Source organism: Enterobacter sp. Sphag1F, assembly GCF_014193275.1.
Classification (GTDB): domain Bacteria; phylum Pseudomonadota; class Gammaproteobacteria; order Enterobacterales; family Enterobacteriaceae; genus Pantoea; species Pantoea symbiotica.
The window spans coordinates 456100-482355 of record NZ_JACHZD010000003.1 but is presented as its reverse complement, the minus strand read 5'-3'; the positions used below and the strand labels follow the sequence as shown (position 1 = coordinate 482355).

Genomic DNA, 26256 nt, shown 5'->3' with positions numbered 1-26256 from the left:
CCCACTCCCCGTAGGGTCGCCATTCATGGCGACCTGGTTAAATGTGATTCCGATCACACTTTTAAACTCTCTCGTATCGCTTATCCTGGCACTGCCCCGTTAATCCATTAAGTACCGTTTGTAAGTAAAGTGTCAGTTAAAAATAAAGGATTTATTAAGGAGATAGAAAACTAGACCTTAAATTTATATTGGTATTAATTTATTTTAAATATTTAATGCGCATCGCAATTATTTGCCCATTATCACAATAGGTTACCCACAATAGCTTTTTGCATTGGCAAGCAAAAATGTCTATACCTAAAGCCAATTAATCTATAACAACAATTCCATCCCTTTTTTCGCTGCACCGTATTTCTTCACACAGTTGTTCTCAAATTAGATTGCTACACGGGATTGGTATTAACCTGCCGTTTTATCCCCTCGCGATGAATTTAACGCTGTTGCAAAAACAGCGCGGACGCTGCACGCCCACTGGAGGAAGTATGAGGTTTACATTAAATCCTATCGCATTAGGGATGTTGGCGGCGCAATTGCTGATCTATCCAGCAATGCAAAGTCAGGCTGTTACGTTGGGGACTTACACACCACAAAATAATGACAATCAAATAGGTAAAATTACCGTCAGCAGCGGCAATGAAACCCTCACCGGCAATCAGGCGTTCACGCCAGGAACAGATGGCGCAGTCACCACCACGCTCGGGCAAGTAGCAATCACCTCGGGATCGCAGTATCTCAATCAGGATCGCCTTGATCCCGGCCCGCAAAACTTTGCTATCACTACGCCCGATGCCGCCACCGGCACCAACAGCACGTTCCAGGTTTATAACTCCGCGAGTCTTGTCGCATTAGCGCCCGTCACCAGCGCCACTAGCGTGCCGGATGTGCAAAACGTCAATAATGGCCAATATATCGACGCGCGCATTGCCGATGTCACCGGCGGTACGCTGGATGTGAATATCGGCCAGGCCAATGCGCTCAGCAGCGCCAGCACCAACAGCTGGACCATGGCAGCCAAGCAGACAGAGCTGTTTGATGTGAGCGGCAGCGGCACGGTGAACTGGAACAGCAATAACCGCATCAGCTTCTTCGGCGCAACCGCCACGCCAGACGGCGCAGGATCGGCCACCAGCAGCTACCAGGTGCAAAACCTCGCCACCTATAACGGCGCCTTCAGCGTGCAGACGCTGGATGGCAAAAGCACCAGTTTTACCGTCACTAACGCCAGCCAACTGCAAAGCTACAACAACTGGCTGATCAGCCAGCTGCAGTCAGGCAACCTCGATAAAACCCGCTATCTCACCGAATTTAACAAAGCCGTCACCTTCACCAATGCCAACATCGTTTATAACGTTAGCGCCACGCCGCCCGATGAAGTCACGCAGCCGATACTGAATCGCATTGTGATTAATGCCAGTGGCGCGGGCGCGAAAGTCAATCTGGCGGCGGGTAAAACGCTGGAAGTGGTGGGCGCAACCGGCGGAGCGATTAAAGCCTCCAACGGCGCACAAGCGGTGATTGATGGCAAGCTGGCGAGCCGTGGCAGCATCACCAATAACGGCACGGCGCTGGTGTTAACCGACAACAGCAGCGGGATTAACAACGGTGTGATTAATGGCGGATTCCTCAACCGTCAGGATGGCACCGGCATTGGCTCAACCGGCTACGGTGCCAATGGCGTAGCCGTGCAAACCGGCAGTACCTTCAACAACAACGGCATCCTTAACTTCGCCACCACCGGCAGCAATTCACAGTATGGCGTGGCGGGCATCAATCTTGGTGTGTCATCCACCGCTAATAACAGCGGCAATATCAACGTCGGCGTTAACGGTTCGAGTGCGCGCGGCACGGCTTCTGGCGTGTTACTGACCGATGCCACATCCAGCTTTACCAATAACGCCAGCGGCAATATCTACATTGGTCGCGGACCGCAGAACAGCTTGGGTGAGGCGACAGCGGATACCGCGATGAACCAGAGCGGACTCACCAGCGGTATCGCCTTGGTCGCCAACGGTAACGCGGTCAACGATGGCAGCATTACCATCGGGACCAAAACGCAAAATGCGGCGGGGATGTCGGCGACGGGTGCTAATAACGCCACCATGATCAACACCGGCACCATCAATGTGAACGGTGCGGCTGCCACGATACCGCGTGAAAACGTCGGCATGCTGGTAACCAACAGCGCGGGCAACATCAATAACGCGGGCACCATCAACCTGAATGGCGTGAACGGCACCGGCCTGAAAGTGCTGGCCACCAATGGCAACACCGCCAGCGCAACCTCAACCGGCACCATTAACGTGGCGGGCGGCGCCGATCCGGCGAGCGGCACGCGCAACTATGGCGTGTGGGTGGAAGGGCAAGGAACGGGAACGGCGCAGGCCACCGTCGATGGCCCGATTAACCTCAGCGGCAATGGTGCGATTGGCGTGCATGCGCGTGGGAACTCCACGGTAACCGTGGATCCGGCTGCCGTGCCGACTTTCTCAAACGGCACCAATCAGATTGCCTTCTTTGCTTACGGCCCCAATGCGGTGATCAACGTGCTGGGCAATGATCCGTTTGATGTGACGACACAGAACTCGACGCTGTTCCGCGTTGAGCAGGGCGCTGATTTCCACGGTAACGCCCTGTCGCTCACTGCGTCGGGCGCCGGCTCTACCGCCGTGCTCGGCAGCGGCGCAGGCACGGAAGTGAGCAGCGACGCGGCGGTGATTAACGTCAGCGGCAGCGGTGCTAATGGCATCACGGTTGAAGGGGGCGCGACGGGCGTTATTGATGCCGCTACCACCATGAATCTTACCGGCAGCAATACGATCGGCGCGATTGTTGACGGACAAAAACACGATATCTTCGGCAGAAACAGCGGCTCGCCGGTGACCAGCACCAGCCTCAATTCTGCGGCGGCATTGAATGCCTCACAAAGTGGATTAACCGGTTACGTGGCACGCAATCGCGCGCAGCTGACTAACACCGGCGATATCACCTTCACCGGCGCCAATTCCACCGGCATCCGCGTGGAGAGCGGCGCAACCGGCACCAACAGCGGCAATATCAACATCAACGATGGCGGCACCGGCATCGCGGTGAACAGCGGCAGCAGCACCTTTGCGACCACCGCCAATAACACCGGCACCATCAATGTTAACGGCGGCAGCACCACCAGCCGCAGTCGCGGTGTCAGCGCCAGCGGGAATCGCGCGGTAGCGAACCTGAATGGTGGGACGTTGAATTTGAACGGCACTGGCGCGATCGGTGCAGAAGCGCTGAACGGCGCACTGGTGAATATCGCCGCCGGTTCAGCGCCAGTATTCAACAACAGCGACCAGATTGCCTATCACGCGGCGGGCAGCGGATCGCGCATCAGCTCCGCCACCAACGCTTTAGATATCAACAGCAGCGGCTCAACCGGTTATCGCATTGATGACGGCGCAGCGCTAAGTTTCACCACTCCAACAACCCTCACCTCCAGCGCCAGCAACAGCACCGGCGCGATTATCTCCGGCAGCGGCAGCAGCCTGAATAGCAGCAATGCCAACTTCACCGCCAGCGGCCAGGGCAGCACGGCAATCCGCGCAGAAGGCGGCGCGAACGCCACGCTGGATAGCGGCAGCAGCATCAATCTCAGCGGCAGCAACGCGGTCGGCGTGCTGGTAAATAATCTGCGTACCGATTTAAGTAACGCGCTGGATGGCAGCGCGGCGGCCACCCGCGTCACCAGCAACGGCAACGTCAGCGGCGCGGGCAATGGCGCGATTGGCTTTGACGTCACCAACGGCGCAGAACTGGTCAACAACGGCAATGTGAATCTCACTGGCAGCAACAATATCGGTATCCGTTCGCGCGCCGGCAGCACGCTGACCAACAACGGCGTGGTGAACGTGGCCAACGGCACCGGACTGGATGTCTCCGGCAGCGGCAGCACGCTGGCGAAAGGCGGCACCATTAATGTCGATAACGGCACGGCGGGCGTGCGCATTAGCGATGGCGCGCAGCTGGCTTTAACCGGCAGCGACACGGTGATCACCACGCGCGGCAACGCGCACGGCATCTTGCTGGATAGCGGCGCGACCGCACTCAGCGCCAGCGACGCCACGGTGAACGTGCTGGGCAGCGGCAACGGCATCGAAAACCGCGCCGAGTTAAGCAACGTCGGCCTGAGCAATCTCACCATTAACGTCGGCGACGGTAACGGTATTCGCACCGCCGTGCCATTTGATCCGGCTTCAACCGTGACCACCAACGTGAACGGCAGCGGTACCGGCTTGAATATCGCCAACGCCGATGGCTCGACCACCAGCGGCGATCTGACGTTGGGTTCGGGCTATCAGTTTAATGTTACCGGCGCGGGCGGCACCGGTATTCGCGCCAATACCACGGGAAATGTCACCACCGCCGCCAATGTGAATATCGATAATGCGGCAGGCGGATCGGCGCTGGTCTCCAGCACCGCGGGCACCATCGTCAATACCGGCAACTTCACTTCCAACAGCCTGACGGCGCCGGTGGTGGATCTGCGCGGTGGCAAAACCATCTTCGAGAACCTTGGCAACATCATCACCGCCAATCCACAAACTGTGGCGGTGGCGGGCAGTAACGCCGATGACGAAATCCTGCTGACGGAAGGCGCGGTGCAGGGTGATATCAATCCGGGCGGCGGATCGGATCTGTTCCGCTGGACGGGCGGTACGCTCAACGGCAGCCTGACGATGGGCAACGACAACAACAACACCGCTGAAGTAAGTAATGTCGATCTCGGCACCACGTACCATCTCACCAGCGGCACCGGCACCGGTAACACCTTAACGTTCAACCAGATCGATTCACGCGGCGGCAGCTTCAGCGCTGACGATCTCAGCAAAGGGGTCAACCTCGGCAGCGGCTGGAGCACCATCAACTTCGCTAACACTAAATGGACGCTAACCGATAACCTGCAGCTGGCGCACAGCACCATCAATGTTGATGCGGGATCAACGCTGTTCGCCGGCGATAACGTGCATCCAACGCTGTCGGGTGGAACGGCGGATTCGCTGGTGGTGAACAACGCCGGTACGCTGGATCTCACCAACGGCGCGGGGTCGCCGGGCAACACGCTGGATATCGCGGGCTCGCTGGCATCGAGCGGCGGCCAGCTCAATCTGGTCACCAACCTGAATGAGGGCGGTGCGCTGAGCAACCAGTTCACCGACCATCTCAACGTCACCGGCAATGCCAGCGGTACCACGCTGGTGAATGTGAAACTGACTGATGCCAGCACCGGCGCACTCACCGATCTCAATCAAAATGGTGGCGTGGAGGGCAACGAAGGGATCTCGCTGGCGCAGGTCGGCGGCAATGCCAGCGCTAACAGCTTCGCGCTGAAAGATGGCTATCTCGGCGCCGGGCCGTGGCAATATCGCCTCTACACCTTCGCGCCGGGTAGCAGCGATCCTAATCAGCGCTTAGTCAGCGGCAGCGGCAATAACTATTGGGATTACCGTCTGGCGAACTACTACGTGTGTGAAGATAGCAACAGCTGCCAGCCGACCTTCGTCACCGATGCCTTTGGTACGCCGCAAAGCTACGATTCGCGTCCGGCGGTGGTGCCGCAGGTACCTTCGTATGTGTCGGCACCGGTTGGCCTTGCCTATTACACCTCGGCGATTATCGACGATCTGCATAAGCGCCTCGGCGAACTGCGCCACGAGCAGACGCGTCCGGAAGGCAACGGCGGCGAGATGTTCCTGCGCTACATCGGCTCGAACCTGAAGTACAACAGTGATAAGAGTTTCCGCGACTTCGGCTATGACTTTGACCTCGATTACAGCGCAGTGCAGGTGGGCGGCAATTTGCTGCGTCTCGACGGCGAGCAGGATAGCCTGCGCGGCGGTTTAGCCTATACGCGCGGTAATACGCGTATTCGTCCACATGCGGCCGACGGCTACAGCAGCACCACCTTCGACAGCGACAGCCTGGCGTTTTACGGCACCTGGCAGCGTCAGAGCGGTTTCTATCTGGATGGCGTGCTGTCGTTTGACTGGCATCGCGGCGAAACCGATATTGCGCGCACGCAAGAGGTGGCGAAGCTGAAAGGTAATGGCTGGACGGCATCGCTGGAGAGCGGCTATCCGTTTGAGTTGGGCGATGGCTATAAGTTGGAGCCGCAGGCGCAGCTGATGTACATGAAGCTGAATATGGACGACTTCACCGATAAAGACGGTAACAAGGTGCGTTACGGCGATTACAACCAAACCATTGGTCGTTTGGGCGCGCGTCTTGATCGTACGTGGACCGACGACAGTAATCGCCAATACACGCCTTATCTACGCGCTAACTACTACAAAGGTTGGGGCGGCACGGCGGATACGTCAGTGTCTTCGGTGGATAATCCGGCGTTTGGCGCGACCTTCAGCAGTGGGAAGTTTGGTCAAATGTGGGAGCTGGGCGCAGGCGGTACAGCGACCTTGCAGAAGGATGTTTCGCTGTATGCTGAGGCGGATTATCGCAAAGAGATCGAAGGCAACGGTGCCAAAGGCTGGCGCTATAACGTTGGCGTTAGGTGGCAGTTCTGATTCCAGGTGCGCATAAATGCGCACCCTACGAAAACCGAACTCTGCCTTCGTAGGGTCGCCATTTATGGCGACCACCTAAATTAAAGGCATAAAAAAACGGATGGCGCGAACCATCCGTTTTGCTCTAACTCATGGCGTTTTAGGCGTTAGATTGCCTGATACTGCTCATCCTGCAATGCAATCGGTGCAACGGTGCTGGTGGCAATACCTGATGTGGTAACCACAGACAGATCGGCCTGAGTCAGATTCAGGTTAACCTGGTGTGCTTCCGCTTCAACGTTGCTACCCAGCAGCGTTTCTTCCGCATCGCTCAACAGCTCTGCGCCTGAAATATCGAACAGGCTGAACATCTCACTCTTCGTTTCAGCGACCGGACGCTCGCCAATGTGGAAGACGAATGGCTCGGTTTCCACGCCGTTGACCTTGGCAAATACGCTGTATTGGCCATCATCAAAGCGAGTATCCACTTCGATATACCACTTACCGCTGGCAGCAACACCGGTGAAGCCCAGAGAACGGCCATCCGTAGTCAGCAGTTCCACGGTTGCATCAGGCTCACCTGAACCGTAAATCACTACGCGATGATCCTGGATTGCTTCGCCATCGGAAGGCTGGCGAGTGTCATAATCGAAAGCGCGACCAGAAACAGCATCAATACTTGCGGCATCCGCTTCGACAGTGAACTTGCGAGCCAGCAAGCTATCCTGGTTCTCATTTTGGACAGAAATGCTGTGATCACCATTAGCCAGCTTCAGTGAGTAAGACCAGGTGCCATCTTGCGCGGTGCGCACGCTGCCAACCAACTCGCCGTTGTCGTAGATTTCCAGCACGATATTCTGACCTGCAAGGCCACGCAGCAGCGGCGTTGAATCTTTTGTCACCGCACCGTATGCAATCAGAGCTTCACCCGCGTTATCGTCATAAACGTTGAAGTTGATGCCGATATTTTCAGGGTCAACCAGGCTGAAGATCAGCGTGCCGCCTTTGTTGCCCGCGACATCGGTGGCAATCACTTCGTGTCCGCCAGCTGCTAATGGTTCAGTGGTCTGGAAGCTCCAGCGACCGTACTCATTGGCAATAACGCTGCCTGCAACTTTGCCATCGATGGTGATGGTGACAACAGTGCCGGCAACGGCTAAGCCATTCAATACAGGCGTATTGTCATAGATTGTGGCGTTATACGCGAAGTCTTCAATGCCATCAAATTCGCTGATGCCACCCAGAACCCACGGTGCAAACACCTTCGCTGCAACCACTTCAAATACAAAGGCTTCGCCGGTGCTTTCGCCTACGGTAATCGCATGTTTACCCAATGAAAGGGTATTTTCTGGTTTGAATTCCCAGTTGCCATTGCCATTAGCCATGGTTGAACCGATTTCAGTACCGTTATCAAAGATGCGCACCAGCGTATTTGCAGGAGCATTTCCTTTGATCGAAGGTTGGGTATCGTCAGTTGAACCGTTGGCTGCAACCACATCTTTATCAAAGAACTCATCATTAACTTGCGTGATGCTGAACGGATTCTCCGGCTCTACCGGCACTTCTGGTGCAGTGATCACGAAGTCGAACTGGGCACTGACATTGTCATTGCCGTCTTTCGCCACGATGCTGTGTGCACCTGCAGACAGCGGGTTGGTGACATTGAAAATCCAGCTGCCATCACGAACGCTGGTCACCACGGATCCAATCTCTTTGTCGCCTTCGTACAGGCGAATCAGCACACCTTTAGGGCCGAATCCAGTAATCAGTGGCGTGGTATCCGCCGTTTCACGATCGCCGGTCTCTTCACCTGAGTTGCTGCCTACGAAGCTGATATCAACCGGAACTTTTACAACAATATTCCAGGCTTCAGTTTCTGTACCGTTGCTGCTTTTCACCACAAAGCTGTGGTTGCCGTTGACCAGATACGCTGGGTTAACTGGAGTGAATTCCCAGTAACCGGTGGATGAAACGCGGCGCTCGCCGATTTTGATACCATTGTCGAAAATTTGTACCAGACTATTTGGCTCTGCGGTACCTGACAGTTTCGGTGTGTCGTCATCGGTGGTGCCATTTTTCTCAACATAGCCGCCCTTGCCAACGTTATCGAGGATGTACTCGATCTCTGGTGTTTGTGGCTTGGTGGCTTCTGGCGCAGAAATGGTGATAACGAACGGCGCAATGGCGGTGCCTTCGGCAGTTTTGAATACCAGGTTGTAGTTACCAACTGACAGCTCTGGCGTCAGCGACCAGCTGCCCCATGCATCACTTACAGTTGAGCCCAGAACTTCATCGCCGTTATACAGACGAATAACAACGTTAGCGCCTGCACGGCCAAAGAAGCGTGGCGTTGTATCGATTGATGTTGCACCTGAACCAATCAGTTGGTTGTAGCCAGCTGAGTTATCAAATGCACCCGACACTTCGATTGGCTCTGCTGCGGCAGAAACAATGGTCACCGGGAATGGCGTAGTGGCTGAACCTTCGCCCGCTTTGAATACCAGGTTGTAGCTGCCTGAAGTCAGCGTTGGTGTCAGGCTCCAGTTGCCGTAAGCATCAGACTTGGTTGAACCAATTTCTTGCTCGCCGTTATACAGGCGAATCACCACGTTAGCACCGGCTTTGCCATAGAAGTAAGGCGTGGTGTCTTTGATGGTGGCGCCCGGAGTCAGGTTGCGGTTATAGCCGTTTGAGTCTTCTAACGCGGCATAAATTTCAATCGGCTGCGAATCTGCGGAAATAATGTTAAGCGCAAACGGTGCACTAACTGAACCTTCTCCCGCTTTGAACACCAGATTGTAGCTACCTACTGGCAGAGAAGGCGTCAGGCTCCAGAAGCCCCACGAATCGGAAAGGGTTGAGCCAATTTCCTGATCGCCGTTAAACAGGCGAACGATAACGTTAGCACCCGCTTTACCGTTGAAGCGTGGAGTAGTGTCCTGGGTGCTATCGCCGGATTTAAGTGATTTATAGGCATAGCGGTCAGAATCATCGATAGCGTTGGAAACGATGATCGGCAGTGAATCCGCGGTGGTAATGGTCAGTGCAAACGGTTTGCTGTCTGAACCTTCACCAGCTTTGAACACCAGGTTGTAGCTGCCGGCTGGCAGAGTAGGAGTCAGAGTCCAGAAGCCGCTTGACGATGCCAGAGTAGAACCAATTTCCTGGTCGCCGTTAAACAGGCGAACGACGACATTAGCGCCGGCTTTGCCGGTAAAGCGTGGCGTGGTGTCTTGGGTGGTGGAGCCCGGTGGGATTTCGCGGTTGTAACCTTGTAAATCTTCTGAGGCTGCATAGACTTCGATTTTCTGTGCATCTGCAGAGGCAATATTGATCGCGAACGGCTTGCTGTCTGAACCTTCACCAGCTTTGAACACCAGGTTGTAGCTGCCGGCTGGCAGAGTCGGGGTCAGGGACCAGAAGCCACTTGAAGAGGCCAGAGTAGAACCAATTTCCTGGTCGCCGTTAAACAGGCGAACAATGACATTAGCGCCGGCTTTGCCAGTGAAGCGTGGCGTGGTGTCCTGCGTGGTGGAGCCAGGCGCGATCTGGCGGTCGTAACCTTCCAGATTATCTAAGGCGGCATAGACTTCGATTTTCTGTGCTTCTGAAGAGACAATGTTGAGCGCGAACGGCTTGCTGTCTGAACCTTCACCGGCTTTAAACACCAGGTTGTAGTTGCCGGCTGGCAGAGTCGGGGTCAGCGACCAGAAGCCACTTGACGATGCCAGAGTAGAACCAATTTCCTGGTCGCCGTTAAACAGGCGAACAATGACATTAGCACCGGCTTTGCCAGTGAAGCGTGGCGTGGTGTCCTGCGTGGTGGAGCCAGGCAGGATCTGGCGGTCGTAACCTTCCAGATTATCTAAGGCTGCATAGACTTCGATTTTCTGTGCGTCGGAAGAGACAATGTTGAGCGCGAACGGCTTGCTGTCTGAACCTTCACCGGCTTTGAACACCAGGTTGTAGCTGCCGGCTGGCAGAGTTGTTGGCAGGGACCAGAAGCCGCTTGAAGAGGACAGGGTAGAACCAATTTCCTGGTCGCCGTTAAACAGGCGAACGACCACATTAGCGCCGGCTTTGCCGGTGAAGCGTGGCGTGGTGTCCTGCGTGGTGGAGCCTGGCAGGATCTGGCGGTCGTAACCTTCTAAATCTTCTAAGGCTGCATAGACTTCGATTTGTTTAGATTCAGGCGTCACAATGTTCAGGACATAAGGCTCGCTTGACGTTTTACCCGATACAAAGGTCAGGCTATGCGCACCGCCGTCCAGTTTGGCAGTAAAGCTCCACTGGCCATTACCATTAGCCTGCACCGAACCGATTTCCTTCTCACCATCAAAGATTTTGACGACGGAGTTTGGCGTGGCGCTGCCGGTGAAACGTGGCGTGGTGTCATTAGTAGTGCTGCCAGACTGCAGATATTGGGCATAGCCCGCACTGTCATCAATGGCTTGCGCCACCAGAACCGGCTGTTCAGGCTGAGCGGCTACGGAAACATCATAGCTGGCTGAAACGGGGTTGCCCGCACCAGCAACCTGCACGGTGAATTGGTGTTCGCCCGAGGTAAACGCATCAGACGACCAAACCCACTTGCCGGTTGGCGTGGCATTGATACGTGCAATCTCAACGCCGTTATCAAAAATGATAATCTGTTTGTTCGCTGTAGCACGACCTTCGAAAATCAATACGCCTTTTTCCGCATCGCCGCCAGATTCAATCGGGGTCAGTTTGTTATTCAGCGGGGTGCGGATGGTATCGATGATTGCTTCGTTATACTTGATGGGCACAATCGGTGGTAATTGTGCCGCAGCGGTTGCGATGGAAGCAGTATTGGCGCTGGTTTGCGCTGTACGTGTTGCGTTTTGGTTTTTAGTGGTGCTCATATTTACAGTCCTATTGTCATACTGCGCTCATGGAAAAAACTGACGCAGTATTTAGAACTTCATGTAATAAAATGACGAGAAATGTCCCAATAAAGGTTAAGCTTTCTGTTAAAGCTTCTTTTTTGTTTTTTATTTATAAAATTCAATAAATTATGATTTATTAATTTTTTAAATTATTTGTTATATCTCTGCCACTTAACGTCCCCGCATCGCCAGCATCCCTTGCGCGACAAAACTGGAATCTGAATTACTCTAAATAAATTTTTATCGGTTGTTATTCCCGCAGATTTTGTGAGCCATTCCTTATTGCCATGCACGGCAAGACAAAAAACAGCCCGTCACGCTAAAGCCCAGCGCATGCGCTGCCGAAAAGGTAAAAAAGCGTAATCGATTTTTTTCTTTTAGCCTGCGTCATGCAAGGACACACACATGCGTAACAACCAGCCCGTCACACAGCGCGAGTTCGCTTTTGACGATGACGCGACGTTGATGTCGACCACCGATCTCAATAGCTACATCACCTATGCCAATGACGCCTTTATTGAGGTGAGTGGCTTTAGCCCGGAAGAGGTGAATGGGCAGCCCCATAACATGGTGCGTCATCCAGATATGCCGCCAGAGGCCTTTGCCGATATGTGGACAACGCTCAAGCAGGGCGAGCCGTGGACGGCGCTGGTGAAAAACCGTCGTAAGAATGGCGATCACTATTGGGTGCGCGCCAATGCCATTCCGGTGGTGCGCGAGGGCAAAGTGCAGGGCTTTATGTCGGTGCGCACCAAGCCGTCAGCGCAAGAGGTGCGTCAGACCGAAGCGCTGTACCGCGATTTCCGCGAAGGCCGCATCAAAGGACGTCGCTTCCATAAAGGATTAATCGTCGGCACCGGCTGGCGTGGTCTTGGCTCGATCCTGAAAACGCTGCCGCTGCGCTGGCGTATTCGCTCCACTTTATTAACGCTGTTGCCACTTTCGGTGATTGGTGTCTGGTTGCTTGGCCTCGCACCGCTTGCCATTGGCTGCTTTGCTGGCGGTATGGCGGGCCTTTTGCTGCTGGCAAGCCTGTGGCTGGAGCAGCAAATTTCACGTCCGATGGAACGCATGTGCCGCCAGGCATTAAGCGTGGCGACCGGCGCCAGCCATAAAGTGGAACAGATCGATCGCGTCGATGAGATTGGCGTCACGCTGCGCGCCATCGGCCAGCTCGGCCTGATGTTCCGCTGGCTGGTGGATGATGTTAGCGGTCAGGCAATTAACGTGCTCAGCGCCAGCGATGCTATTGCGCGCAGCAATGACGAATTGAGCCGCCGCACCGAACAAGCTGCCGCTAACGTGCAGCAAACCGCTGCCACCATGAACGAAATGACCGCCACGGTGAAGAGCAACACCGATACGGCAAAAGAGGTGAATGGCTTATCGGAAAACACCAGCTTTGCGGCGATCAAAGGCGGCAAGGTGATGCAGGAGATGGTGGGGATGATGGCGGAGATCGCCGACAGCTCGAAACGTATCGCCAATATCACCAGCGTGATTGACGGCATCGCCTTCCAGACCAATATTCTGGCGCTGAATGCGGCGGTGGAAGCCGCGCGCGCCGGCGAGCAGGGCAAAGGATTTGCGGTGGTGGCCGGTGAAGTGCGCAGCCTCGCACAGCGTAGCGCCAAAGCCGCCAGCGAAATCAAAAACCTGGTGGAAACCAGCGCCAGCCGCGTGCAGTCCGGTAGCGATCACGCTGATGCGGCCGGGCACACCATGCAGGAGATTGTCGATCAGGTGCAAAATGTCACCGCGTTGATCGCGCAGATCAGCGGCGCGACTGCCGAGCAGGCCATCGCGCTGACGCAGGTCAGCACCGCAGTGGAAGATCTCGACGACATCACCCATCAAAACGCCGCACGCGTGGCGGAAAGCGCCGAAGCGTCCGGCCGCATGAAGCATCAGGCTAATCGTCTGGTGGAAGCGATCAGCGTGTTCCGCTAACGTATTTCGCGTTCGGCGCGCAGTGCGCCGGGTGGCGTACCGACAATGCGTTTGAATGCGCGGCTAAACGCTGCCAGCGAACCGTAACCGAGGTGGAAGGCAACGCTTTCCACCGCTTCGCCTTCATGCACGATACGTTCAACCGCTAATCGCATACGCAGTTCGGTAAGATAGCGCAGCGGCGTCATGCCGGTTGCGCTCTGGAAGCGAGCGGCAAATACTGAACGCGAGCTGCCGGATTCCCGCGCCAGCCGTTCCACCGTCCAGTTTTCACCAGGTTCACGATGCATCGCCGCCATCGCCAGGCTGAGACGCGGATCGCGCAACGCCTGCACCAATCCGCTGCCTTTGCCGCAGCCGTTCTCCACCCAGCCACGCACAATCTGCGCCGCCACCACATCCGCCAGCCGCGACAGAATCCCGGCGAAACCGGCTTTGCGCTGCCGTGTTTCGCGCTCCATCGCATCGAGAATTGGTTGGATTTCCGGGTACTGCGCCAGCAGCGTACTCACCAGCATCACATCCGGCATGGTGTGTACCAGCGGCTGCATACCGCCGAGTTCAAATGCCATGCAGGCGCTAAACAGAATCACATCGCTGTCATCTGGGCATACGTCTACGCCGTCGCCGATAGCGCAGACGCTGTCACAAATCGGGCGGCTGTTAAAAGTCGAAATGGGTTCACAGATTGCCTCTTCGCTGGAGATCAGTGCGTGCGGCTTACCGTGCGGGATCAGCAGCGCATCGCCCGCCTGCAGCGGATAGATCACGCCAGACGCCGAGCGGATCAGTAACGATCCGCGCCCGACAAAGTGCAGCTGCGCCTTGCCTGGCGCGTCCTCATATTGCAGGCCAAAGGGCGCATGCAGCGCGATACGCTGGTATTTGACGCCGTATAGGCGCATGCCCATTAGCAATTCACTGGTCAGATCTTCATAGCGGCTCATACGAATCCAGACGAATAATCAAAAAACAAAGTTTCTGCATCATAGATCGTCTGGTGATCAGTCACTATGCTTAACGCTAAATATTTTGTGATGGGGATCACAGATGAGCCTGGATACTGAAGTTATCGAAACACCACTAGAAGTGGATAAACCGGCGTGGGGCGCAGTGTTTGCCATGGCGTTTGGCGTGTTCGGCCTGATTACCGCGGAATTTCTGCCGGTCAGCTTGCTGACGCCGATTGCCGACACGCTGCACATCAGCGAAGGGCAGGCGGGACAAACCGTTACCGTGACTGCGCTGGTGGCGCTGCTCACCAGTCTGGTGATTGGCAACGTGACGCGTCAGCTCGATCGTCGCGTGGTGATGCTGGCCTTTACGCTGTTGCTGATTGCCTCCGCGCTGCTGGTGGCCTTTGCTGAGAATCTGCCGATGATTCTGCTGGCGCGCGTGCTGCTGGGCGTGGCGATTGGCGGCTTCTGGACGCTCTCCACGGCGATTACCATGCGTCTGGTGCCGAGCGATCAGGTGCCGCGCGCGCTCTCCATCGTGTTCAGCGGTATTTCGCTGGCGACCATTATTGCTGCGCCGCTCGGCAGCTATTTGGGCGGCATTATTGGCTGGCGTAACATCTTTATGCTGACTGCCGCGCTGGGCGTGCTGGCGCTGCTGTGGCAGTTCTTCACCTTACCCGCGATGCCGCCCGTCAATAAAGCGCGCAGCGGTGGCGTGCTGGATCTGCTGCGTAAAAGCGTGATGCGCTGGGGCATGCTGGCGGTGATCATGATGTTTACCGGCCACTTCGCCTTCTTTACTTATCTGCGTCCGTTCCTCGAAGGCAGCGCGCAGCTTAACGTCAATCAGCTGTCGCTGGTACTGCTGGCGTTTGGCGTGGCGAACTTCTTCGGTACTTCGCTGGCCGGTTATCTGGTGACGCGCAGCGTATCGCTGACGTTAACCGCGATGGCGCTGGTGATGAGCGTGACCGCGCTGCTGTTGGTGAGTTTCGGCGAGGTGTCGTGGCTGGTCGCGGCGGGCGTGGCGCTGTGGGGGCTGGCATTTGGTTCGATGCCAACCGGCTGGTCAACGTGGATTTCCCGCGCGGTGCCGGACGATGCTGAATCGGGCGGCGGTTTGCTGGTCGCTACCATTCAGCTGGCGATCACCGCTGGTGCCGCCGCCGGTGGCTGGATGTTCGATCTGCAAGGCGCTGGCGGCGTGTTCCTCGCCAGCGGCGTGCTGATGCTCTTAGCCGCTATCACCATCTTCACCCGCGTCCGCCATCACGGCTAACCGTAGGGTCGCCATTCATGGCGACCTTGCCATCAACCGCACGAATCAAAAGGTCGCCATGAATGGCGACCCTACGAAACCTCGCCCATCACCTATCACAGCCATAAATCCTGCCTTTTAATTAAATGTCAGATTTTTAACCCTTTGCACAAAGGTTAACCCAAACGTGCTTTTTACATTCAAAATATTCGAACAACAACGGCAAATCTCTCCGCTTTTTACTGATCGATTCTACAACTACTATGTATCTCAACAAGGCGATGACGCCTTACTCAATCAAATGTACATTAAGGAATTGACCATGAAATCTATCAAAACTTTTGCTGCTGTTATCGCTCTGACCGTTCTGCCATTCGCTAGCTTTGCGCAAAGCATCACTGCAACCGCTTCAACGCTGGATGGTGCAGAAGCGCAAATCGCTGCTCAGGCCCACGAAGCTGGTGCTTCCTATAAAGTGACCGAAGCCAACTTCAACAACGGCGTGCACATGACTGCCGAACTGACCAAATAAGTTGCGTTAACGTTCTGTGCTGACAGGGTGCCTTCGGGCGCCCTGGCGGCGTTGGTAACCTGATAAAATCCTGTCACTTTCCCTTCGAAATGATTACTATTCTCAAAAAGTAGCATCCTTCGTCGGCTCGCCTCGGGCTGTCTTTTTAAATATTGGTTGTAATGTCGGGCTTTCACTTCACTGCCATCAGGCGGTGTTTTTGCTATGGAGAAGTTATGAAGGCGAATAAAAAATCATGGGCGCTGCGTCCACTGCTGCTGGCAACGGCGCTGTTCTCGACCTCTGCGGTGATGGCGGCAGAATCTCAGCCGCTGAATCAGGTGATCTCAAAAGGCGCTTACGAACTGGCATTCAGCAACAGCGATAACGCACTGTTCCTCGCGACCGCGCAGAGCACAACCGACAAAAAAGGCGGCACCGTTTATCGTCTTGATCCGCAGGACCTGGCGGTGAAGCAAACCATCAATACCGATCTGCCGACCTTTGGCGCGGCGATTAACCAGAAAACCAACACCCTTTACTTCGGTAACACGCGTGACGGTTCACTGACCGCAGTGGATGCCACCAGCGGTAAAGTGATCAACACGCTGGTGTTGGATGGCCGTCAGCGCAGCGAAACCGTGCGTCCGCTGCAGCCGCGTCAGCTGGCCGTCGATCCGACAACCGATCGCGTTTACATCACCGGCCTCGGTGAGCAGAGCGTGGTGTGGGTGGTGGATGGCAAAACCCTGAAACTGATCAGCACCGTGCCGAACACCGGCAAAATGGGCACCGGTTTGGCGATCGACTCTGCGGCGCAGAAACTGTATGTCACCAACTCCGACGGCGAACTGGTGACCATCAATACGCGCCTGAACGCGATTGAAAAGCGTCAGAAAATCGATGGCGATAAAGATCACTTCTTCCTGAATATTTCGCTGGATACTCAAGGCCATCGCGCCTTCCTCAGCGACTCAAAACAGTCGCAGGTGCTGGTGCTGGATACCCGCACGCAGCAGGTGATCCACAAGATCGATGTGCCAGAATCGCTGGCAGTGCTGTTCAATGCCGATCGTGATGAGCTGTACGTTACGCACCGCAAAGCGGGCGAAATCAGCATCATCGACGCCAGCAGCTACAAAGTGAAACGCACGGTAAAAGCACCGGGCCTGCCAAACAGCCTGGCGGTTTCCGCCGATGGTAAAACCCTGTTTGTCAGCATCAAGCAGCCGGGTTCACGCAAAGAGCCACCCAAAAATCCCGATAGCGTTTTGCGCATCGAACTCTGATCGGTAGTTTTCTGAAACTGAGAGGCGGCTTATGCCGCCTTTTGCATTTCTGCCATCTGCGCCGTTTTTATCGCCGCACATACGCTACCTTGTAGAGCAACAACACCAATGGAGAGGATGCAATGAGCCAGTTTTTTATGCATGAGAAAAACGATCTGGTTAACGAAGCTATCGAAGGGGTTTTGCTGAGCACGCCGTGGCACAACCTCAGTCGCCTCGATCTCGGTGATGAGATTCGCGTGGTGGTGCGCTCGGACTGGGATAAAAGCAAAGTGGCGCTGATCTCCGGCGGCGGTTCCGGGCATGAACCGGCGCATGCCGGCTTTGTCGGCAAAGGCATGCTGACGGCAGCGGTGTGCGGTGACATCTTCGCGTCGCCAAGCGTTGATGCGGTGCTGAACGCCATCGTTAACGTCACCGGCGATGCTGGATGTCTGCTGATTGTGAAGAACTATACCGGCGACCGTCTCAACTTTGGTCTGGCGGCGGAGAAAGCCAAAAACCTCGGCTACAAGGTTGAGCTGGTAATGGTGCAGGATGATATCGCGCTGCCGGAAAACCCGCAGCCGCGCGGCATCGCGGGTACCGTGCTGGTGCACAAAATCGCGGGGTTTGCGGCGGAGCAGGGACAATCGCTGGATGAAGTTAAAGCGCTGGCGCAGCGCGCAATTGATGCCACATCGTCCATCGGTTTAGCTTTCGCCACTTGCCATGTGCCGGGCGAAAAACGCGATGAACGCGTCGAGCCCGGGCACAGCGAGCTCGGCATGGGCATTCACGGCGAGCCGGGCGTGATCACGCTGGATACGCAGGACAGCCGCAACATCACCAGCATCATGACCGATAAACTGGCGCAGGCGCTGCCGGACGGCAAGCAGGCGCTGCTGCTGATCAACAACCTCGGCGGCTTCTCGCAGCTGGAGCTGGCGCTGCTGACGCGTGAGGTGTTGCAGTCGCCGCTGGCGGCACGCATCACCCATCTGTTGGGTCCGGCAACGCTGGTCAGCGCGCTGGATATGAAGGGTTTCTCACTGACGCTGCTGGCGCTGGAAGAGCCGTTCCTGGAAGCGTTAAACGCGCCGGTTCAGGTGCTGGGTTGGGTGCCAGTGTATGACTTTGCGCCGATCAGCCTGCAACGTGCCGAGAAGATCGGCAGCGTGCTGGATTTTGATGCCTCTGAGAATGCTGAGGTGGCGAAGATTGTCGCAAGCGTCACGCAGACGCTGATCGATCTGGAAAGCGAGCTGAATGCGCTGGATGCCAAAGTGGGCGATGGCGATACCGGTTCGACCTTTGCCGCCGGGGCGAAGAAAATTCAGCGCGGTTTGCAGGAAAAACAGCTGCCGCTGGATGAACTGCCAACCTTGCTGGCGCTGATTGGTGAGCAACTGGCCACGGTGATGGGCGGATCGAGTGGCGTGTTGATGTCAATTCTGTTCACCAGCGCCGGTCAGCAGCTGGAAGAGGGCAGCGCGCTGCCGCAGGCGCTGATGCACGGGCTGGAACGCATGAAGCATTACGGCGGCGCGCAGCCAGGCCATCGAACCTTGGTGGATGCGCTGCAACCGGCGCTGGAAGCGTTAGTGGCGGGCGAGTCGCTGGCTGTTGCTGCACAAGCTGCGCAGAAAGGCGCCGACGCCACCGCGCAGATGCAGAGCGCCAAAGCGGGGCGTTCCGCGTATCTGAATCAGCAGAGTCTGGATGGGGTAAAAGATCCGGGCGCGTATGCGATTGAGAAGGTGTTTGCGGTGTTGGCGGGTTGATGTAGCAAGGTCGCCATTAATGGCGACCCTACACCGTAGGGTGCGCATTCATGCGCACCGTTTCAATGGACGCGGCTTACTCTGCCGCTTCGCGCATCATCTCTTCGTGCGGAATATCCTGCAAAATCTGCTCGAAACTGCGCAGACGTTTGTAGATCGACATCAGCGTAATCAGCGTTGACCACGAGGTGATCAAATACTGGAACGATGAACGCACCTGATCAAACACGTTGGTGATCTGGTTCAACAGGCCGAGCGTAATGGTGCCCGCCACAATCGACGGAAACAGCACAAACAGCCCGAACACGTTATCCACCTGCAGATACATAATGCGGGTGATGTTGAAGTACAAATAGTGGAAATAGAGGCGGAAATAGTTCTGACGCACGCGGCTAAACAGCTCATGCACCGTTGGCGGTGAAGCGCGTTCAGGATCGTCTTCGCCGTACACCAGCTCTTTACGATAGGCCGCTTCAACCCGCTGATTACGAAACTCCAGCCCCGGCAGTTTAATCCCCACCAACGCCAGCAGCGCGGTACCAAACAGCGACCACAGCAGCGCGGCAATCACTAATGCATACGGAATGCTGCCAAGAATCGGCACCTCTTTGACATGGTGCGACAGCGTGACCAGCACCGGCAGAAACGCCACCAGCGTCATAATCGCCTGAATAAAGTTGATGCCCCAATCCTGCAACGTGCCGGCGAAGCGCATGGTGTCTTCCTGCACACGCTGAGCCGCACCCTCAACCAGACGCAGACGCTGCCAGTTGTGCATGTAGTAATTGTTCATCGCGGTACGCCAGCGGAACACCCAATGGCTAACGAAGAAGGAATTCATCACGCCAATCACCACCGCGATCAGCGCGATACCGAGAAACGCCAGCACTTGCACATAGAACTGGTGGATGGCGACGGAACCGGCTTTGGTCAGCGCCTGTTGAATCATGTCGTAGAACGGGCCGTACCAGGCGTTGACGCCCACGCCAACCTGCACACCAAACCAGGTGACAAAGATGATCAGAATCGATCCCCAAACCGACCAGCGCTGCCACGGATGGTTATCAATCACACGCCAGGTGAGCGCGAAGATGCCGGCAACAATCCAGTAATAGGCGTAAAACCACAGTTGGCTGATGTGAATAAAACGGCTGGCATTGGTTGGCAAAGGTTCGTGCATCGCCGCCTGGAGCGCAGGCCAGCGCGCCGGGAAATCACTGAAAAAGCCGAACCAGGCAAAAATTGCTACTAAACTCCAAATCGCAGCTGAGCTGAAAAACAGCGTTGGCCGCGGAAAAAAGGACTTAAACATAGGCACTCCGCTGTTGTGTGTACTCTTTTATACCGCTTCAGACCTCTATCTGTCTGTCTGTTGTCGGTTGTATCTGACGATGACAGCTTCGCCGCTGCGATGTAAAGCGACAGCGGCAATTGTTAAGTAATTAGTGCGAATTTGTTTCTAAGAACTAAATTATCCACAGCAATGGTGTTACAATATTTGCACTGTTACCGGTAACAGTGCTGCTGTATCCCTTAAGCTATCAATAAAAAAACAATACAACGCAACTACTTAACTTTCATGCCGCATTATATGTGGTACTGAGGCAATGTCATGTCAGAACAAAAAAATGGTCACACTCGCAGGGATTTTCTGCTGAGAACCATCACCCTGGCGCCGGCAATGGCGGTGGGCAGTACGGCGATGGGCGCACTGGTGGCACCGATGGCCGCTGGGGCAGCAGAACAAAACGCATCACCACAACAGGCGCGTAGCTACCAGCCAAACTGGTTCACCGCCGAAGAGTTTGCCTTTATCACTGCGGCCGTGGCGCGCCTGATCCCCAACGATGAACGCGGTCCTGGCGCACTTGAAGCTGGCGTGCCGGAGTTTATCGATCGTCAAATGAACACGCCGTATGCCACCGGGAACAACTGGTACATGCAAGGCCCGTTCAATCCCGATCTGCCAAAAGAGTTGGGTTATCAGCTGCCGCTGGTGCCGCAGCAGATCTACCGTCTCGGCCTCGCTGATGCCGATAGCTGGAGCAAAAAACAGCATGGCAAAGTGTTTGCAGAGCTGACGGGCGAACAGCAAGACGCGCTGCTGACCGCGTTTGAAAGCGGCACGGCCGAGTTCCCGCAGCTGCCAGCGAAAACCTTCTTCTCCTTCCTGCTGCAAAACACCCGCGAGGGTTATTTCAGCGATCCGATCCACGGCGGCAACCAGGGCATGGTGGGCTGGAAGCTGATTGGCTTCCCAGGCGCGCGCGCTGACTTTATGGATTGGGTGGAACGCGGTGAACGTTATCCGTTCCCGTCAGTGGATATTCGCGGGGAGAGGACGTAAGCGTGGCAAATGAATTGAAAAAAGTGGATGCAGTCGTCGTCGGTTTCGGTTGGGCGGGCGCCATCATGGCGAAAGAGCTGACCGAAGCGGGCCTGAATGTGGTGGCGCTGGAGCGCGGACCGCATCGCGATACCTATCCGGATGGATCTTATCCGCAGTCGATTGACGAACTGACCTATAACATCCGCAAAAAGCTGTTCCAGGATCTGTCGAAAAGCACCGTGACCATTCGTCACGATGCCTCGCAAACCGCCGTCCCTTATCGTCAGCTGGCGGCGTTTCTGCCCGGTACCGGCACCGGCGGTGCAGGTCTGCACTGGTCAGGCGTGCACTTCCGCGTTGATCCGGTTGAGCTGAACCTGCGCAGCCATTACGAGCAGCGTTACGGTAAAAACTTCATCCCGGAAGGCATGACGATTCAGGATTTCGGCGTCAACTATGACGAGCTGGAACCCTTCTTCGATCAGGCCGAGAAAGTGTTCGGTACTTCGGGCAGCGCCTGGTCAATCAAAGGCAAACTGCTGGGCAAAGAAAAGGGCGGCAACCCGTACGCGCCAGATCGTTCCAGCGACTTCCCGCTGCCGGCGCAGAAGCGCACCTACTCGGCGCAGTTGTTCGCGCAAGCGGCGGAATCAGTGGGTTATCACCCATATGATATGCCGTCGGCCAACACCTCCGGCCCGTACACCAACACGTACGGCGCACAGATGGGGCCGTGCAACTTCTGCGGTTTCTGCAGCGGTTACGCCTGTTACATGTATTCCAAAGCCTCGCCGAACGTCAACATCCTGCCCGCGCTGCGTCAGGAACCGAAGTTCGAGCTGCGCAACAACTCCTACGTGCTGCGCGTTAATTTGACCGACGATAAAAAACGCGCCACCGGCGTGACCTATCTCGATGGTCAGGGCCGCGAAGTGGTGCAGCCTGCGGACCTGGTGATCCTGTCGGCGTTCCAGTTCCACAACGTGCACTTGATGCTGCTCTCCGGCATCGGCAAGCCGTATAACCCGATTTCCAACGAAGGTGTGGTCGGCCGTAACTTTGCCTATCAGAACATCTCGACGCTGAAAGCGCTGTTCGACAAAAACACCACCACCAACCCGTTTATCGGTGCCGGTGGCGCAGGTGTGGCGGTGGATGATTTCAACGCCGACAACTTTGATCACGGCCCGCACGGCTTTGTGGGCGGTTCGCCATTCTGGGTGAATCAGGCCGGAACTAAGCCGATTTCCGGTTTGCCGACGCCGAAAGGCACGCCAAACTGGGGCAGCCAGTGGAAATCGGCGGTCGCGGATACCTACAACCATCACATCTCGATGGATGCGCACGGCGCGCACCAATCTTATCGCGCCAACTATCTCGATCTCGATCCGAACTACAAAGATGCCTACGGCCAGCCGCTGCTGCGTATGACCTTTGACTGGCAGGATAACGACATCAAGATGGCGCAGTTCATGATCGGCAAAATGCGCAAAATTACCGAAGCGATGAACCCGAAAATGATCATCGGCGGCGCGAAAGGGCCGGGATCGCACTTCGATACCACGGTCTATCAAACCACGCACATGAGCGGCGGCGCGATCATGGGTGAAGATCCGAAAACCAGCGCGGTGAACCGTTATCTGCAGAGCTGGGATGTGTCGAACGTGTTTGTGCCAGGGGCTTCGGCGTTCCCGCAGGGACTCGGCTACAACCCAACGGGCATGGTCGCAGCGTTGACCTATTGGTCAGCCAAAGCGATTCGTGAACAGTATCTGAAAAACCCCGGCCCGCTGGTACAGGCATAAGGAACACGGCGATGATCAAAAGCATTTTAGCCCTGTTTCTGGGCACGATGACGTTCGCCGCAGTGGCGGACGAGGCAGGTTCGGACGCGTTGGTGAAGCGCGGTGAGTATTTGGCGCGCGCGGGCGACTGCGTGGCCTGTCACAGCACCGAAGGCGGTAAACCCTTTGCCGGTGGACTGCCGATGGCGACGCCGATCGGCACCATTTACTCCACCAACATCACGCCGGACAAAGCCAACGGGATTGGTGAGTACAGCTATGACGACTTCCAGAAAGCGGTGCGTCACGGCGTAGCGAAAAACGGCGACACGCTCTATCCGGCGATGCCGTATCCGTCTTACGCGGTGGTCAGTGATGACGACATGAAGGCGCTCTACGCCTACTTCATGCACGGCGTGCAGCCGGTGGCGCAGGCGAACAAAGAGAGCGACATTCCGTGGCCGCTGTCGATGCGCTGGCCATTAGCCATCTGGCGCGGCATGTTTGCGCCGGACGTGAAAGCGTTTCAGCCGGCGGCACAGGAAGATCCGCAACTGGCACGCGGTCGCTATCTGGTGGAAGGTCTCGGCCACTGTGGCGCTTGCCATACGCCGCGTAGCATCACCATGCAGGAAAAAGCGCTCAACAACGGCGAAGGCAACAACTATCTTGCTGGCAGCAGCGCGCCGATTGATGGCTGGACCGCCAGCAACCTGCGTGGCGACAACCGCGATGGTTTAGGCCGCTGGAGCGAAGAGGATCTCAAGCAGTTCCTGCGCTTTGGCCGCAACGATCACACCGCGGTGTTTGGTGGCATGACCGATGTGGTGCAGCACAGCCTGCAATATCTGAGCGATGACGATATCAGCGCGATTGCTAAATATCTGAAATCCCTGGGCGCGAAAGATCCAAATCAGGCGGTGTTTAAGCAGGATGATGCGGTGTCACAGGCGTTGTGGAAAGGTGACGACAGCCAGCCAGGCGCATCGACTTATGTCGATAGTTGCGCGGCGTGCCACAAAACCGACGGCAGCGGCTATCAGCGCTTCTATCCGGCGCTGCGCGGCAATCCGGTGGTGATGGCAGACGATCCGACTTCGCTGATTCATATCGTATTGGTTGGCGGTACTTTACCTGGCGTGCAAGGCGCACCCACGGCGATCACCATGCCGGCTTTCGGCTGGCGCCTGAACGATCAGCAAGTGGCGGATGTGGTGAACTTTATCCGTGGCAGCTGGGGCAATGGCGTGAAGTCGAGTGTGTCGGCGAAGGATGTGGCCGAACTGCGTAAAGACGAAACCGTGCATTCAAAGCAGGGTAATGCGGATATTAAGGTGTTGGAAGGGCAGTAAAGTGAGTTGGTGCGGTTTTTGAATCGGTCGGCATGAATGCCGACCCTACAAAACCGCACCTGCAATCTTTAAATATTCTCCAAATCCATCCCACGGGTTTTCGGCCCGTAAATTCCCACCGACAGCATCACCATCAGCATGCTCAGCACGATAAAGGCGATCACACCCTGGCTGCCGGCATACTGCAAAATAATGCCAATCAAAATACTGCTAAACACCGTCGACAGGCGGCTAAACGAGTAGCAGAAACCCACTGCGCGGGCGCGAATGTGCGTCGGGAAAATCTCGGTCTGATAAGCGTGATAGCTGAAGGTCAGCCATGCGTTGCTGTAGGTGATCAGGAAGCCGCAGATGATCATCAGCACCGGATTAGTCATAAACGCAAACAGCGTGCCGAACACCACCGTCATCAGCGATGAAAACACGATCTGCCATTTATTCTCGAACTTGTCGGCGTAGCGGCTGCAAATCAGCGAGCCGAGCGGGTAGGCCAGCGTAATGAAAAACGCATACAGCAGGCTGTGCGTAACGGTCGCGCCTTTGCCCGACAGCAGCGCTGGCAGCCAGTTGCCGAAGCCAAAGAAACCAATCGCCTGGAAGAAGTTCATTACCACCAGCATCAGCGTGCGCTTGCGATACGCCGGTGCCCAAATCTCACTGAAACGCCCTTTTTTTGGTAATTGTGCCGCAGCATCGCTGCTGGAAAAGTCTTCGCCCGGCGCGATGCCACAGCGCTTTTCCATCGCGCTCAACACCTGATGCGCTTCCTGATGCCGTCCTTGTTGCGCCAGCCAGCGTGCGGATTCCGGCAGGTTTTTACGAATCAGCCAGATCACCAGCGAGCAGACCGCACCGGCAATCACCACCCAGCGCCAGCCTTCAAGGCTGAGAATGGTTTGCGGCACCAGCCACCATGACATCAGCGCCACCGCCGGTACCGACAGAAACTGGATAAAGAAGGAGAAGGCGAACGCGCGACTGCGCAGATGTGCCGGTACCCATTCGGAAAGATAGGTATCGATGGTCACCAGCTCAACGCCAAGGCCAATGCCAACGAGGAAGCGGAACAGGATGATCATCTCCGCGCTCTGCTGGAACGCCATAAGCAGCGAAAACGCGCCGTACCACGCCAGCGCGCACATAAAGGTCAGGCGGCGGCCAAAACGGTCGGCGTAGGGCGCAAGCAAACTCGCGCCGACAAACAGGCCAAGGAAAGTGGCGGAGGCAAATGCCGCCTGGTCGGCGACGCCGAACACGCCGGCAGAACCGGTATGAAACACGCCCGCCGCCACCAGGCCGGAGCTGATGTAGCCGGTTTCAAACAGATCGTAGAGTTCAAAGAAGCCGCCGAGCGCCAGTAGCGTGATAAAGCGCCACAGACCAGCGGAAGAGGGCAGCGCATCGATGCGCCCGGCTAAGGTGCGGCGATCCGCGCTCATGTGATCGTTCGCCATCCCTGTCGACGTGATTGTTGTCATTGTTGTGTAAACCTCGGTGTTTGCAGAACCCGCTGACGGCTGAGATTGGTTTTAAAAATAATTAACCGTTAGCAAGCGAAGGAATAGCAGGATAATAAATTCGCTGAGAGTTGCCGAGAGGCGGGACGGTGACATTTTGGCAACAT

The 26256-nt window shown here is 56.1% G+C and carries 13 protein-coding genes; 9 read left to right on the top strand and 4 right to left on the bottom strand.

The features are described 5' to 3' along the window. Window positions 1-482: 482 nt before the first annotated feature. The gene (locus tag FHW71_RS12955; RefSeq protein ID WP_179451835.1) at window positions 483-6551 is read left to right on the top strand and encodes an autotransporter outer membrane beta-barrel domain-containing protein; all 6069 of its coding nucleotides are present in this window, start codon (window positions 483-485) and stop codon (window positions 6549-6551) included. Between the two features lie 146 nt (window positions 6552-6697). On the opposite strand, the gene FHW71_RS12950 is transcribed toward FHW71_RS12955, so the two are convergent. Then, window positions 6698-11413, bottom strand: coding sequence for an Ig-like domain-containing protein (locus FHW71_RS12950; RefSeq protein WP_179451836.1), 4716 nt, complete (start codon window positions 11411-11413; stop codon window positions 6698-6700). 429 nt (window positions 11414-11842) lie between these two features. Between FHW71_RS12950 and FHW71_RS12945 the strand changes: the two genes are divergently transcribed. Next, the gene (locus FHW71_RS12945) at window positions 11843-13387 is read left to right on the top strand and encodes a PAS domain-containing methyl-accepting chemotaxis protein (protein WP_179451837.1); all 1545 of its coding nucleotides are present in this window, start codon (window positions 11843-11845) and stop codon (window positions 13385-13387) included. Here FHW71_RS12945 and FHW71_RS12940 read toward each other — a convergent pair. Beyond that, complete coding sequence (locus FHW71_RS12940; RefSeq protein WP_179451838.1) at window positions 13384-14334, bottom strand: AraC family transcriptional regulator; 951 nt, start codon at window positions 14332-14334, stop codon at window positions 13384-13386. The genes FHW71_RS12945 and FHW71_RS12940 overlap by 4 nt on opposite strands. 103 nt (window positions 14335-14437) lie before the next feature. Here FHW71_RS12940 and FHW71_RS12935 point away from each other — a divergent pair, with 103 nt between their 5' ends. The 4 genes from FHW71_RS12935 (at window position 14438) to FHW71_RS12920 (ending at window position 19167) form a co-directional block, all read left to right on the top strand. Next, complete coding sequence (locus FHW71_RS12935) at window positions 14438-15625, top strand: MFS transporter (protein WP_008105635.1); 1188 nt, start codon at window positions 14438-14440, stop codon at window positions 15623-15625. Window positions 15626-15926: 301 nt separating this feature from the next. Further along, on the top strand, window positions 15927-16136 hold the full coding sequence (locus tag FHW71_RS12930) for a DUF1471 domain-containing protein (RefSeq protein WP_008105630.1): 210 nt from the start codon (window positions 15927-15929) through the stop codon (window positions 16134-16136). Window positions 16137-16351: 215 nt separating this feature from the next. Beyond that, window positions 16352-17404 carry a YncE family protein gene (locus tag FHW71_RS12925; protein ID WP_179451839.1) on the top strand — a complete coding sequence of 351 codons (1053 nt, stop codon included), beginning with the start codon at window positions 16352-16354 and terminating at the stop codon, window positions 17402-17404. A 122-nt stretch (window positions 17405-17526) separates the two neighbouring features. Beyond that, window positions 17527-19167, top strand: a complete 1641-nt coding sequence (locus tag FHW71_RS12920; RefSeq protein WP_179451840.1) for a dihydroxyacetone kinase subunit DhaK — start codon at window positions 17527-17529, stop codon at window positions 19165-19167. A gap of 76 nt (window positions 19168-19243) precedes the next feature. On the opposite strand, the gene sbmA is transcribed toward FHW71_RS12920, so the two are convergent. Further along, window positions 19244-20479, bottom strand: coding sequence for a peptide antibiotic transporter SbmA (gene sbmA, locus FHW71_RS12915; RefSeq protein WP_008105623.1), 1236 nt, complete (start codon window positions 20477-20479; stop codon window positions 19244-19246). A gap of 300 nt (window positions 20480-20779) precedes the next feature. Between sbmA and FHW71_RS12910 the strand changes: the two genes are divergently transcribed. The 3 genes from FHW71_RS12910 to FHW71_RS12900 are packed head-to-tail and all read left to right on the top strand — an operon-like array spanning window position 20780 to window position 24632. After that, window positions 20780-21514 carry a gluconate 2-dehydrogenase subunit 3 family protein gene (locus tag FHW71_RS12910; RefSeq protein WP_008105622.1) on the top strand — a complete coding sequence of 245 codons (735 nt, stop codon included), beginning with the start codon at window positions 20780-20782 and terminating at the stop codon, window positions 21512-21514. Between the two features lie 2 nt (window positions 21515-21516). Beyond that, window positions 21517-23301: a GMC family oxidoreductase gene (locus tag FHW71_RS12905; RefSeq protein WP_008105620.1), complete on the top strand. Its 1785-nt coding sequence runs from the start codon at window positions 21517-21519 to the stop codon at window positions 23299-23301. Window positions 23302-23312: 11 nt separating this feature from the next. Further along, complete coding sequence (locus FHW71_RS12900) at window positions 23313-24632, top strand: cytochrome c (RefSeq protein WP_179451841.1); 1320 nt, start codon at window positions 23313-23315, stop codon at window positions 24630-24632. 68 nt (window positions 24633-24700) lie between these two features. Here the strand turns inward: FHW71_RS12900 and FHW71_RS12895 are convergent, their stop codons facing one another. Beyond that, entirely contained in the window at window positions 24701-26110 is a 1410-nt protein-coding gene (locus FHW71_RS12895) for an MFS transporter (RefSeq protein ID WP_179451842.1), read from the bottom strand. Window positions 26111-26256 lie beyond the last annotated feature (146 nt).

What these genes read in the sequence shown, in the direction of transcription:
- FHW71_RS12955 (WP_179451835.1), top strand. Translation starts at nt 483, where the DNA reads ATGAGGTTTACATTAAATCCTATCGCATTAGGGATGTTGGCGGCGCAA.
- FHW71_RS12950 (WP_179451836.1), bottom strand. Translation starts at nt 11,413, where the DNA reads ATGAGCACCACTAAAAACCAAAACGCAACACGTACAGCGCAAACCAGC.
- FHW71_RS12945 (WP_179451837.1), top strand. Translation starts at nt 11,843, where the DNA reads ATGCGTAACAACCAGCCCGTCACACAGCGCGAGTTCGCTTTTGACGAT.
- FHW71_RS12940 (WP_179451838.1), bottom strand. Translation starts at nt 14,334, where the DNA reads ATGAGCCGCTATGAAGATCTGACCAGTGAATTGCTAATGGGCATGCGC.
- FHW71_RS12935 (WP_008105635.1), top strand. Translation starts at nt 14,438, where the DNA reads ATGAGCCTGGATACTGAAGTTATCGAAACACCACTAGAAGTGGATAAA.
- FHW71_RS12930 (WP_008105630.1), top strand. Translation starts at nt 15,927, where the DNA reads ATGAAATCTATCAAAACTTTTGCTGCTGTTATCGCTCTGACCGTTCTG.
- FHW71_RS12925 (WP_179451839.1), top strand. Translation starts at nt 16,352, where the DNA reads ATGAAGGCGAATAAAAAATCATGGGCGCTGCGTCCACTGCTGCTGGCA.
- FHW71_RS12920 (WP_179451840.1), top strand. Translation starts at nt 17,527, where the DNA reads ATGAGCCAGTTTTTTATGCATGAGAAAAACGATCTGGTTAACGAAGCT.
- sbmA (WP_008105623.1), bottom strand. Translation starts at nt 20,479, where the DNA reads ATGTTTAAGTCCTTTTTTCCGCGGCCAACGCTGTTTTTCAGCTCAGCT.
- FHW71_RS12910 (WP_008105622.1), top strand. Translation starts at nt 20,780, where the DNA reads ATGTCAGAACAAAAAAATGGTCACACTCGCAGGGATTTTCTGCTGAGA.
- FHW71_RS12900 (WP_179451841.1), top strand. Translation starts at nt 23,313, where the DNA reads ATGATCAAAAGCATTTTAGCCCTGTTTCTGGGCACGATGACGTTCGCC.
- FHW71_RS12895 (WP_179451842.1), bottom strand. Translation starts at nt 26,110, where the DNA reads ATGACAACAATCACGTCGACAGGGATGGCGAACGATCACATGAGCGCG.